The sequence below is a fragment of the Pediococcus damnosus genome, assembly GCF_001611155.1.
In the GTDB taxonomy this organism is placed as follows: Bacteria; Bacillota; Bacilli; order Lactobacillales; family Lactobacillaceae; genus Pediococcus; species Pediococcus damnosus.
The window spans coordinates 1,203,172-1,215,725 of sequence record NZ_CP012294.1 but is presented as its reverse complement, the minus strand read 5'-3'; the positions used below and the strand labels follow the sequence as shown (position 1 = coordinate 1,215,725).

The window sequence follows — 12,554 nt, the reverse complement described above, 5'->3', positions numbered from 1 at the left end:
ATCAAGTTCAATTAGAAAATCCAGGAAAACTTGTTAACTTAATTGGCGTAGACATGAAGGCCGCTCGTCGGAAAGCCAAAAACGTTACCGTACGTAAAAATGTCACTATTCCGATGTCTCTGGCCAATGCAGCTAAGGAAAAGGGCATCAATTTCAGTGAAACACTAACTGAGGCTTTAGAAGATAAGCTAGGAGTATAAATAGAAAATGCCACTTTCCAAAGTCGTTAACAAGACGAGATTGAGAGTGGCATTTTTATTATCGTGAAATCCGTGCATTTTATTGGCCAATTTAGGCAATAAAACCTAGACTAATGTCATGAGCTACCCGCTAAATGAGTCGGAGACGTGTCCTAATTAACCTAGTTTGTGACTATAATTGGTTCATCAGATACTTAAGCTTCGACCAACGATGAATTCTAATGAAATAACTAGTCCGACTCAGAAGTTAACTGACATAGCAAGATTGAACACCGTAACGAGAACAAAAGCTTGCAAACACAAAATAATCATCAAAAAAGGAGAAATCAATTATGAAAGCAGTTGTTTTAACAAAACCAGGAGATGCCAACACATTTGAATATAAAGAGGTTGCCACCCCGGAAGTAAAGCCTGGTTGGTCATTAATTAAAATTAAGGGATTTGGTATTAACCGATCCGAAATTTTTACCCGTAATGGCTGGTCACCAGATGTAAAATTACCACGGATTTTAGGAATTGAAGGTGTCGGTAAAATTGCTGATACAACTGATGCGAAACGATTACCTAAAGGCCAAAAAGTGGTTACCTTAATGGGTGGTATGGGCCGAGCCTTCGATGGCAGTTATGCAGAGTATGCTTTGATTCCCAATGACAATATCTATCCTGTTAAAACTAATTTAGATTGGGCTGATTTAGCTGCTATCCCAGAAACTTATTTCACGGCTTATGGGTCACTATTAAATTTAAAATTACAGAAAAATGATACTCTGTTAGTTCGTGGTGCTACCAGCGGAGTGGGCGTTGCCGCCGTAAAATTAGCTAAGGCGATGGACCCTAGCATTAAAGTTTATGGCACCACTCGCAATCTTGCCAAAAGCGATGAACTTAAATCAGTCGGCTTCGATGGCGTGTTTGAAGATAAAGATAACGAATTACAGGTTGGTGATAAACACTTCGATAAAATTCTGGAATTAATTGGCTGTTTGACATTAACAAATTCTTCAAGTGCATTAAATGAAGGTGGTATTCTCTGCCTAACTGGCGAACTTGGTGGTATTTGGACAATAAAAGACTTTGATCCTATGGGTGCAATTCCTTCTGGCACTTATCTGACAAGCTTCGGTTCCAACAGTATTACTGAAGCTAAATTTAACAATCTCTTGAAATTAATTGAAGATCATAGCTTAGATGTTTCCCCAACAAAGACCTTTGATCTGGATCACACTGGGGATGCGCAAGCCTTTTTGGATAGCCAACATAGTTTTGGTAAAGTTGTCGTTTTACCTTAGTTAAGGAGCCAAATACATGAAATTAATTACAACCGAAGAGCACTATAATATTCCGAGTGTGGAACGCGAACTCAAGGCCTACAAAGCAACCCAACCACAAAGAGCCGGCAATCCTGAAATTGGTAAGGCACTTGGCGGTGGTTTAGCTCAATATAATTTTCCTGACGAAAAGTTTGAAGATATGGATGCTCGTTTAAAATTCATGGATGACCATGGAATCACCATGCAAGTCTTATCCGCAGAAGGTTTAGAAACCATCCCTGGAAACATCGCTTTGCCAATCGCCAAACTAGCAAATGATGAAACTGCTAAATTAGTTGCCAAACACCCTGATCGTTATGCTGGGTTTGCAACGATTGCCACTCAAGATCCGGAAGGCTCTGCTCAAAAATTAGAACGTGCTGTGAAGGAACTTGGCATGAAGGGTACGATGATTCATGGTCGCACCTTGAACAAATATTTGGATGATCCTTTTTTCGAACCAATTTTTGCTGAGGCTGAAAAACTAGATGTGCCCATTTATGTCCATCCGGGAGTTCCAAAACCAGAAATCATTAAATCCCAATACTTGAGTGATCAATATTCTCCCGCAGCTGGTGGTGCACTGGCGACACCAGGTTTTGGCTGGCATGCCGAGGCCGGTTTACAGGTCGTTCGAATGATGTTGGCGGGTGTCCTCGATCGCCATCCAAGTCTTAAACTTATTATGGGTCATTGGGGCGAATTAACGGCATTTTATCAGGAACGACTTGATGAAACTCTGATGCCCGTCGCCAAGAATCTGGATCGCAAAATTTCTGAATACTTCCAGGATAATGTCTACGTAACGCCGAGTGGCTTGTATACAAAATCGATGATGAACTGGGCAATTGAGCAAATGGGTGCTGATCACATCATGTACGCCACTGATTACCCGTTTGAGCCTACTGATCAAATTGAACCATTCATCCGGGATGCAAAGATTAGTGAAACAGATCGTGAAATGATTGCTCATGGAACCGCAGAGAAGCTGTTAAAATTGTAAATAAAGTAAAAAATCTTCCCTTTATTTAAGGAAGATTTTTTATTTACTAAGCGATTACAAGTTCAATTAACATTTTAGCCAAATTTTTATCATCTAAACTATTTAAAAAACTTACCTTTTGAATCACACTAGATTCCTTATTAAGCTGTTTCCAAATTTCACTCTTTAAATCAAAGCTAATCTTTGCATGTTGTAGTTTTTCAAAAATTAATGACTTAGACAATTTACTGTCTGTCTGAAATTTAATTTTTTCAATCTTTGAATCTTTTTCTGAGCCAAAAATAATTTCTTTTGCATGCGCATTTTTATTTGCCACGTTACCACAAGCAAAAATATTAATTTTTCTTATCTTTGGAATAATATGATCCGCATCTTCTACTGTAATGCTTATTTTATCAATCCCATCAAAATCAAAGGTTGTTTTTGCAACAGAATTTCCTGCATGTTCTATTAACTTATATTGGTTATCTCGGCCAGGATAAACGCGAATATCTAATTTTTCTGGAAGCTTCTCAACATTCTCCATGTAATTAGGGTTCATCGGTACAATTCCACCGGCCTTAACAAACACTGGATAATTATTTTCTGATCGACAAACATTTACATATGTGTCACCAACATACTTAAGCCCCGTAAACAGATCGTACCAGTCTCCTTTAGGTAGCCAAGCTTTGACTTGCCCCTCTCCACTAATTTCATCTGCTGGTTCCGTGATAGGAACCACAATCATTTCACTACCAAAATAATACTCATTTGAAACTTTGTAGGCTGAGTTTTCATCAGGATATTTATAATACATTGGTTCAACCAGTGGCAGTCCCTGCGTATGTGTCAAATAATTAGCAGTATCAATATAAGGCACAAGTACACTTCTTAAACGTAAAAATTCATTCATAACCTGACGCGCATTTTCATCAAAATTCCAAGGCTCTTTACCCTTAAATGGATTATTTGAACTATGAAGGCGATTAATAGGACTGAACACTCCAAACTGTAACCAACGAACAGCTAACTCGCTATCATACGATCCTTTCATATGACCACCGATATCATGACTCCACCAAGTATACCCAATATTTGAAGCTGTTGCTGTAAAGTATGGTTGGAACTTCAATGAACTCCAGCTAGAAACTGTATCACCTGAAAATCCCAGTGGATAGCGATGACTACCAGGACCACCATATCGTGACAGAGTTAAAGCCTCACCTGGATGTTGCTGTTCATTATCTTTGTACACATAATAATTCAGTAACCAAAGAGGATCAACTTTTTTTGCGCTGCGATTCTGTCCCTGTTGCCAATCAATCCACCAAAAATCAATTCCGTCCTTTTCTAATGGATGATGAACATCTTCAAAATAAGCGTCACGATATTTCGAATTTTGAAAATCAAACAGTGCCGGTTCTTCTTTCTCCTGATTTAAACCAAGTCGTTTGGCAACCGCCGGATAAGCATCCTCAAACGCTCGTATACCGGCAGCCGGATGATCATTTAATGTCACATGTTTTCCTTGATTATGTAACCATTTCAATAATTTTTTATGATCAGGAAATAATTTCTTGTTCCAAGAATATCCGGTCCAACCACTTCCAAAACGTTTAGGAATACCATGGACAAGATGCCAATCCATGTCCATCACTGCTACTGAAATTGGGATTTTTTCATCCGTAAAACGTTCAAATAATTCTTTATACTCCTCTTGCGTATACTTCCAGTAACGGCTCCACTAATTGCCTAATGCGTACCGAGGAACCAATGGAGTGAAACCCGTCAGACGATAATAATCTTTCAAGGTTTCTTCGTAATCATGCCCATAAGCAAAATAATAATAGTCAATTTCAGGATGCTCACGAATTTCAAACTTTTCATTATTTAAAATAAACGATTCTGAATCGTTGATACATGAGAATCCATCTTTTGACATGATCCCATCCTCTAATGGAATCACACCATCTGCTTTATCCAAAGTCCTAGCTGTACCTTTAAGATTATTTTGAATTGGCTCACCAAAGTACCATCGACTCATATAGGTTCCATAACTGTATGCAGCATCTAAATACAAATTATCTGCAGTAAACTTACCACCATCGTAATAAAGATGGATAAACTTAGTAGTGATTTCCAGCTTATGACCATTACGCTCACGATAGACCTGGTATTCAGGATTATCTAATTTTCGATTCTGAACAACTTGAGTTGTCCGATCTTCAAACTGGCCACTCTCCGAATATTCCAAACGAATCATTCGTTCAGTCAAAATAGTAAAACGGTATTTTTTTCCTTGTATAATATTGCTCACAATAAAGTACCCACTTTCTTTAATATCTATTCATCCTCTGAATCGGCTGACGTGTCGATGTCATTAACATAGATTAGCTGCGATTGTGCTTGCTTTACTAACTCTCGTACACGATCATCAGTGAGATAATCATTGCTTGGTTCCATAACCATAGCCAGTGCAAGTGGCAAGTTCATTCCAGTAATAATATGTGTATGTGGACGATTCTTGTATAAAAAGAATTTTTGATTAACACTTCCTGCCAACATATCGGTTAGAATTACAGCTTCATTATCAGATGGAATTTTGGTCATGATTTCTTCAACAGATTTTTCAATGGGCTTATTGTCAATGTATGCTGCTAAAACATGCAAGTTTTCCTGTTTACCCGATATAAACTCAATCGTTGCTTTAAATCCCTCGGCCAACCGATTATGGGAAGCTATCACAATTTGTCTTTGCATATAGTATTCTCCTCTCTTAACTAAAAACGGGATAGTCTTTGAGACTATTCCGAATTATGACGCCTCTATAATTCTATGCTGGTTGAACACCTAAGATTCCTGTAAATGCGCCTAACAATGAAATCACAATTACTAAAAGAATAATTCGATTAGTAGTCCAACCTTTTTTACCAAGTAGTACATAGATACCCCAAGCAGCAAGAGCCGGTAATAACGCTGGCATTATCTTGTCAATAACACCGCTTTGTAAAGCCAATGTAACCTTTCCAGTTTTAAAGGTGAGTGGTGTATATATTTTTACAACTGTGGCAACTAATGCACCAACTACTGCAAGGCCCATAACAGATGCAGCATTTGTAAATACTGACATGCGATCACCCAAAGCACTAACTAATTTAACACCTGAAAAATAGCCCAGATCAAACATCTTATATTTTATCCATAGGAAGGCAGCATTTAATGCCATCCAGATAAGCCCACCAGTCATATTTCCTTGGAGTTCCATATAAGCTGCAATTGAACCCATGATGGTTGGATAAAGAACCCAGATGATTGTATCGCCAATTCCCGCAAATGGTCCCATTAAAGAGGTTTTTAGAGACTGGACAGCATCCAAAGATTTAGTCTTATCCTTTTCTTCCATTGCTAATCCAGCACCCATAATGATGTTAGCCATTGCGGTAGTTGTATTAAAATACTTAAACTGATTATCTAGTGATTTCTTAAAGCCTTCGTCATCGTTCTTATATATTTTTCTCAAAGCAGGCTCTAGAGACCAGACTAAACCTGGTCCTTGTTGTGTTTCATAGTTAAATGTATTTACACCCATAAAATTGTAACGAACAGCTGCTTTACGAAGATCATGTTTATTTAGAACACCATTTTGTTTTGCTTCTTCTGCAACTGATGTTTCCTTTTTTTCATTTTTACTCATCATAGTCATCTCCTTGTTGAATATTTACATCCTTACTATTTTGAGTAGCATTCTCTTTAGCGTTAGCTTCTTTGATACCGTTTTGATAAATCACATATGCAGCAGCAAAACCAAGAAGAGCAATTCCAAGGATTGAAACCTTTAAGTATGCGGCTAACACAAATCCAGCAATCAAATAAGAAAAGTATTTTTTTGCTGGCATATAACGAAGCAATAACGCAATACCAACAACTGGTAATATACCACCGGCAATATTCAATCCAGTAGTAACCCATTTTGGAATTACATTTAAAACAATCTTGACGGCCTGTGGTCCGAAAAACACAATAATTGACATTGGAATTAATTGTTTCATTGCAGCCATTAACGGCCCAAGCCACATAATTCCCTTCATTTTTCCAAACTGTCCTTGGTGAGCATATTTTTGTGAGCGATGCGCAACAAAGTTATTTAAAAGCTTTACCACAACATCCAAATTAATTGCTAGCATACCAACTGGTAATCCAACAGCCATTGCAGTAGCAAAACTTGCACCTGTTCTTGCAGCAAGAAAAGTACTTACAATCGTGGCAAGCCCATAATCAGGAACTGATGAACCACCAAATCCTGAAACACCTAAATTCATTAATTGAAATGTACCACCAATCAATAACGCAGTATGCATATTTCCCATAATTAAACCAGCAAAAATACTAACAATCGCTGGGAATCCTGTTAAAATTGCAATACCACCACTTTCAATTGGTATCCACATTGCAAGCGCAATGATTAAAATATCCTGCATCATTACTGTCATTTAAAAAACCTCTTTTCTCAAAATTAAATAAATTTGTTTATATTTTCTTCTGAATCATTTGGTACATACTGAATTACACAAGGAACTTTACGCTTCTCAATTTCCTTAAAGTCTTTAACTTCTTCGTCATTAACTGAAACAAATTTGGAGATGTTCTTACGTCCATTTTCATTAAAAATAATACCAACCGTTACTTTTGGAATTTCGATTCCCGCATCTAATAACTTAATTAAAGTGCTTGGCTCTTTTACAATCACAAACACTCGTTGCTTATCATAGTTACCATTTTTGAAATTACGAATAGCCTTTTCAGTATCAATGATGGACATTCCAGTTCCAACTGGTTTTGATAATCGCATGCTGGCTTTCAAATTCTCATTTTTACTGACTTCATCGTCAATTACCATATATCGACCTGCTTGCGTTTCTGCGGCCCATTGATTGACCACAATTCCATGGATTAAACGCTGATCCACTCGTGCTAAAATTACTGACATTTAAATCATCTCTTCCTTTATAATTCATACTCTTTGGAAAAAGGCGTTTCCTGAATAACAACTCGCACGCCTGCTTGTTTGATAAATTCGACGTCCTCTCTATCTTTTTTATCCATATAAACCGACCCCACTACTTTTTGCTTTCCTTCATCTGCAAACATATTCCAAATACTAACTTTGTTAAACTTAACTCCTCCTTCTATAAGTTTTCTGACGACAAATGGATTTCGACATACAATAAAAATTGGATTGCCTTTCTTATTAGTTAACAAAGAGCTCTGTTCTTGTGACAACTTTTTTATCAATTTTGGAGCTTGATTAACTAAAGAAAAATAGCTTTTTGCATTACTTGTTGCAACTGACATCCGCATTAACTGTCGAATCATCGAATTATGCATAACTTCATCATCGGGAACAACGATTCGATCAAAATTTAATGCTTCTTTCCACATTACAGCGGTTTGTCCATGAATCAGACGATTATCAACTCGCACAACTAATTCTTCATTTGCCATTTTTTGTCCTCACCTTTATATAAGCAAAAAGCGTGCCAATTAGTGTAAGCCCTTTCTTAAAAGGCGCACAAATCCCACGCTTTCAACTATTCTATATTTGATAGATCTACTCGATTTTTTAAAATATCGAAAATAAATCCAATTTCTGAAACCGGTATCTTAACACTATAATAGTGTTGCATATCACTAAGCGCATCTTCCGTGATTTCGATGAAGCGTCCATAACACTGCCTAAAATGGTCTACATTATGGTAATCCAAGTTTGGCTCACCCTGAACAACCCGTTCAAACATAAAGCAAAGATGCATATAAAGACTAATCTTTAAGTAAACATCCATCTTTGTGCCTAAACTACGCTCCAGTTTTGTCACACAGCCCTCTACTTGTGAAACTGTTACAGCTGGGTCTAAAGCTGTCATATTATTCGCAATATTGTCAACCGTAAAAGCACGTACAATACTATCGTTCATACTTTTCAAACTGGCATTTGTAAACACATCTGGAAAAGCTGTTAGAAATACTGGATCACCAACATCCCGATTAATCAGACCTTCCACAGATAGATATGGAATTTCAGGAATACTTGGATCGTCCGTCCCAACAATAATCTTCACACGATATTTGTTAAACACTGAATCTTTAATTCCATTTTTCTTTAATTCGTAAAAATCCTTTGAAATAACTGTAATTTCGCCATGTGTATTATCTTGAATCAGTTTTTGTAAATAGGTAGCAGCCCCAATCCCTGTAATGCATGTGGTCAAAATCACATTTTTTCGTTTGACCGGCTCAACAGTCGTAATTTTAGGAGCAGCTTCCCTGGCACTTCTTTTAAGGACATCCTCATCAATATTATTTTGAAGCACTTTATTGCCAATATCCAAGGCAATCTCCGTAGATACTCCAGAAATAATAGCAATGGCTCCTGAATAAATTTTCTTTAGCCGCTGATCTAACGCTTTTAAAGATCCCATATCCACCAAAATAACCAGCGGTTTTTCAATATCCACAGTTTTAAAATACGCCTTTATTTCCCGAATAATATCGTCCACACTGGCATCTAAAGGCATGTCAAAACTTTCATAAACATAACTGCCTAATAGTCGGTTGACAGTTGAAGCCAAACTTTCAGCCGTTGAGTAGCCATGGGTAATAATTACCGCATTAGTTTCTCGATCAACCATTTTTTGATTTTGAGAATAAATAAATACAAAAACTAATATTTGATATAACGACGTATTATGAACATCAAATTGTTTCTTAATTGCAGTCACAACACGGTCAGTTAATTTCATTTCATCAGAAAACTTTTGTTTGAGAATCAATATAGTTTGGTCAAGATTCTCAATTTCTTGATCATCTTCATAATCATTCACATAAATAATCAACTTAGTCAGCAGATTTGCACTACTATTGAATTGACTAATTCCAATATTTACATATAAATTAGCCAGAATACTCTTTAATGTTTGCTCTACATATTCGGAAAACGCATTTGTTTTTATTCTTCGTAATTCAAACGAAATATAATCAATTACGCCATTTGCCACATTACCAACTTGATTATAAAATTCTTGTTTTGAAATTTTGTTTGATCCATACTGCAAAACATTTTGAATAAGCTTATCTGCAAACTGATAAAGATGATCTCGTTCAATGGTATTGCGACTCTTAATCTGTTCAGATTTGAAATGAATTTGAATTTTATAATCTTTAGTTGTGGAAATGTCTTGGACGCTTGTTGTACGCAAAAAATCATGCGGTAAGCTGTCCAACTTTATGTGAATATCTTTTTCGCCAGATCCTGCACGTAACAATGCTTCGGCACAAGAAAGTTTCACGATACTCGCTAGTTTCCCGACATTTCCTTTATTTACATTTTGAATAAGGACCTGTACCACTTCCGAAGCAATGTATAGATTGTGTTGGATTGTCTTGGCTTCTTTAAAAAACAACATCGTAATTAAATCAATCCGCTCTTTACGAGTTCGTTCTTGAAAATTTGGAATTTGAATTACAAGAGGGATTCTCCTCAAAAAAGTTTGTAAAAAGTCGGCGTTTTGCTTTTCGGTCGTTGCAAAAATTAATCTAGCATTTGACGTGTGCACCTGATCAGTTTCTCCAACTCGTCGATAGGTACCCTTATCCATGTATTGAAATAATTTTTCCTGATTTTCTGGTGTCAATCTGTGAACTTCATCCAAAAACAGATACCCATCTTCGGCTGCCTTTAATAATCCACTCTTATCTGTATCTGCACCAGTAAAAGCACCTTTTACGTTACCAAACAAAATACTCGATAGTAGTTCTGGGTTATCTGCATATTCTGCACAGTTAAGCACAATCCATTTACCTTTAACCAAACCTTTTTGTTGCGCAAATTTATAAGCCAATTGCGCAATAAAACTTTTACCAACTCCTGATTCTCCTACGAGAAGTGTGGAGAGCCCTCTAGGCGGATAAATAACAGCTGATTTTATTTGATCAACCACATCTTTTAAACTACCATCACTACCCACTAACTCATCAAAAGGATCTTGATTGCCTTGCTCAGTTTCTTTGTTTTCAATATACTCCGTAATTCTTGAAAGCTTATCTTTGTTATTTTGATAGATATTTGCGTCCAAAAAATATACTGGTCGCGTATTAATCTTAATAGCTTCCTTATTTCTAACCAGTTCGTTTAAATAAAGACTGACCGTACTACGTTGAATATCAATTTTTTGGGCAATTGTATTAGCTGAAACTCCTAACTCGTTGTTATCTAGCAGAGCCAAGCTTAAAGTTTTCAAGCTTTCAATGACTCTTTCACGATTTGTCTTTGGTCTTTTAACACTCAAGCTGTCGCCTCCCCAAATCTTTTGAAAACGGTTCATAATAGTTCAATGTTAGCATAAGTCGCTCCAAAACGAATAAACAAATTAAAAATAAGGTGGATCTCTTAATATGATTTCAATTGTAGGCAAAGCATATTCTCAAGAATCAGCAGTTGCCACTAAAAATATAAAAAGATGTAAAAACCCCATGAAGTAAGTGCACAGACGAGTGAAAAATCTCGTTTCTGGCTCTCTTATTCCATGGGGGTATTTATATAAATATTCTAAAATTTTTTTAGTTAATCTTCCTTACATTAAAGAACTTTTTGCATCAAATAATCCGTTTGTTCATCGTCCCCCATAAAGAAGGAGTGCTGACCAATCCGTTTAAAGCCAAACTTAGCATAAAAATGTTTAGCGGGTTCATTGTGTTCCCACACACCAAGCCATATTTTTGATTTGTGATATTTCTGTGCTAGTTTTTCTGCGTTCTCAATCAACTGAGTTCCTAAGCTTTGGTGTTTAAAAGCCGGCCGAATGTAGATTCGTTCCACTTCCAAACTGTCCGGTCCCATTTTTTCGGTCTGGGAACCGTTTAGGTTAATTTTTAAATAGCCAGCAACCTCATTATTTTTTTCAATAAAGTAAAAACTTGAATCTGGGTTTTTAAGTTCTCGTTGTAATTTTTGAGGCTCATACGCGGTCGTTAGGTAAGCATCCATAATTTCTGGTGAATTATAAGGCTCAAATGTATCCGTATATGTTTCAATACTAATTTGCTGTAATCTTTGCCAGTCTTGTACACCGATCTTTTTAAGTTGTCCTTGTGTCATCGTTTTAATACCTCCATAGCACATCGAAATTTATTTGAATGAAGGATATTATAACATTATGTCATATTTTATTGAACCGGAATTTTAAAAAGTGAATGAATAAAAAATAACCAGAAACTCTGATCACTATTTATTTTCTTCTTCCAAAAAAGAAACTTGCAAAAGCAATAAGCATCAATATAACCCCAATTATTCTAATGGTATTGCTTTGGTGTTCAGATGTTTGTGGTAAAACGTTTGAGTTTTCAGAAATGTTTTTATAATTTTCTTTATTTGCTACTAGTTTATTCGAAGTAGTTGGTTGCACCTTGTTGTCAGCATTACCATTGTTTTCACTTGTTGTATTTGCCTTGGATTGTGGTGCCGTTTTGCTGTACGTTACAGTTTGAACTTTTTTACTATCATTTACTTTTTTACTATCATTTATATGGCCATTTGGATTGGAACTCTTCATCCTATCGTAGTTTGACTCTGAATCGGGTGCAACGGGTGTTCGACTGACTGTTTCTGTGTGAGTCTTTTTATTATAGCTGACAATATAAAATTCTGGATCATGCATGGAACCTTGAATGGCATCTGAAGAACTCATGTTTGACCCACTTGAAGCTGAATTTTTGGTAACATTAGCAGATGATTCAGTGCTAACTACTTTGCTACTTGCAGTGGTTCCAGAATCAGCCTTAACTGTTTGTCCAAACACCCCACCACCAAATATTCCTAATGCTATCAAACTAATTAATAAAAATTTAGATTTTTTCATAACGAGCTATCTCCCATATTTATATCTTTTAACATACCATGTAATAAAGTCTACTCTTGTTGGGCATGAAAAGGCTAACCTATTTTTGATAATACATAAAATTTCTTTAAATATGACTGGCGAAAGGAGCCAAAAAAAATTATGGATC

Annotated in this window: 11 protein-coding genes and 1 pseudogene; 3 read left to right on the top strand and 9 right to left on the bottom strand. The window is 36.4% G+C overall.

The genetic code is table 11. The annotated features are described in order from the left end of the window. Positions 1 to 53: 53 nt before the first annotated feature. From ADU73_RS10730 to ADU73_RS05740, 3 genes are all read left to right on the top strand, one after another. Entirely contained in the window at positions 54 to 200 is a 147-nt protein-coding gene (locus ADU73_RS10730) for a type II toxin-antitoxin system CcdA family antitoxin (protein WP_258312931.1), read from the top strand. Positions 201 to 532: 332 nt separating this feature from the next. Continuing rightward, positions 533 to 1,489 (top strand): alcohol dehydrogenase catalytic domain-containing protein, encoded by a 957-nt coding sequence (locus ADU73_RS05745; protein ID WP_056986189.1) that lies wholly within the window; start codon positions 533 to 535, stop codon positions 1,487 to 1,489. A gap of 16 nt (positions 1,490 to 1,505) precedes the next feature. Next, on the top strand, positions 1,506 to 2,513 hold the full coding sequence (locus ADU73_RS05740; RefSeq protein WP_062913269.1) for an amidohydrolase family protein: 1,008 nt from the start codon (positions 1,506 to 1,508) through the stop codon (positions 2,511 to 2,513). Positions 2,514 to 2,559: 46 nt separating this feature from the next. Here the strand turns inward: ADU73_RS05740 and ADU73_RS10725 are convergent. From ADU73_RS10725 to ADU73_RS05695, 9 genes and pseudogenes are all read right to left on the bottom strand, one after another. Next, positions 2,560 to 4,758 (bottom strand): annotated as a pseudogene (locus ADU73_RS10725) (glycoside hydrolase family 31 protein). An 80-nt stretch (positions 4,759 to 4,838) separates the two neighbouring features. Further along, on the bottom strand, positions 4,839 to 5,255 hold the full coding sequence (locus tag ADU73_RS05730; protein WP_046871883.1) for a PTS sugar transporter subunit IIA: 417 nt from the start codon (positions 5,253 to 5,255) through the stop codon (positions 4,839 to 4,841). 73 nt (positions 5,256 to 5,328) lie between these two features. Further along, positions 5,329 to 6,189: a PTS system mannose/fructose/sorbose family transporter subunit IID gene (locus tag ADU73_RS05725; RefSeq protein ID WP_046871882.1), complete on the bottom strand. Its 861-nt coding sequence runs from the start codon at positions 6,187 to 6,189 to the stop codon at positions 5,329 to 5,331. After that, positions 6,182 to 6,985, bottom strand: coding sequence for a PTS mannose/fructose/sorbose/N-acetylgalactosamine transporter subunit IIC (locus tag ADU73_RS05720; RefSeq protein WP_046871881.1), 804 nt, complete (start codon positions 6,983 to 6,985; stop codon positions 6,182 to 6,184). The genes ADU73_RS05725 and ADU73_RS05720 overlap by 8 nt, the downstream gene beginning before the upstream one ends. Before the next feature lie 23 nt (positions 6,986 to 7,008). Next, entirely contained in the window at positions 7,009 to 7,482 is a 474-nt protein-coding gene (locus ADU73_RS05715; RefSeq protein WP_046871880.1) for a PTS sugar transporter subunit IIB, read from the bottom strand. A 17-nt stretch (positions 7,483 to 7,499) separates the two neighbouring features. Continuing rightward, the gene (locus ADU73_RS05710) at positions 7,500 to 7,997 is read right to left on the bottom strand and encodes a PTS sugar transporter subunit IIB (protein WP_046871879.1); all 498 of its coding nucleotides are present in this window, start codon (positions 7,995 to 7,997) and stop codon (positions 7,500 to 7,502) included. Positions 7,998 to 8,083: 86 nt separating this feature from the next. Beyond that, positions 8,084 to 10,837, bottom strand: coding sequence for a sigma 54-interacting transcriptional regulator (locus tag ADU73_RS05705; RefSeq protein ID WP_226996017.1), 2,754 nt, complete (start codon positions 10,835 to 10,837; stop codon positions 8,084 to 8,086). Positions 10,838 to 11,127: 290 nt separating this feature from the next. Beyond that, entirely contained in the window at positions 11,128 to 11,646 is a 519-nt protein-coding gene (locus ADU73_RS05700) for a GNAT family N-acetyltransferase (protein WP_056986190.1), read from the bottom strand. A gap of 130 nt (positions 11,647 to 11,776) precedes the next feature. Further along, positions 11,777 to 12,406 (bottom strand): LPXTG cell wall anchor domain-containing protein, encoded by a 630-nt coding sequence (locus ADU73_RS05695; RefSeq protein WP_046871876.1) that lies wholly within the window; start codon positions 12,404 to 12,406, stop codon positions 11,777 to 11,779. Positions 12,407 to 12,554: the final 148 nt, after the last annotated feature.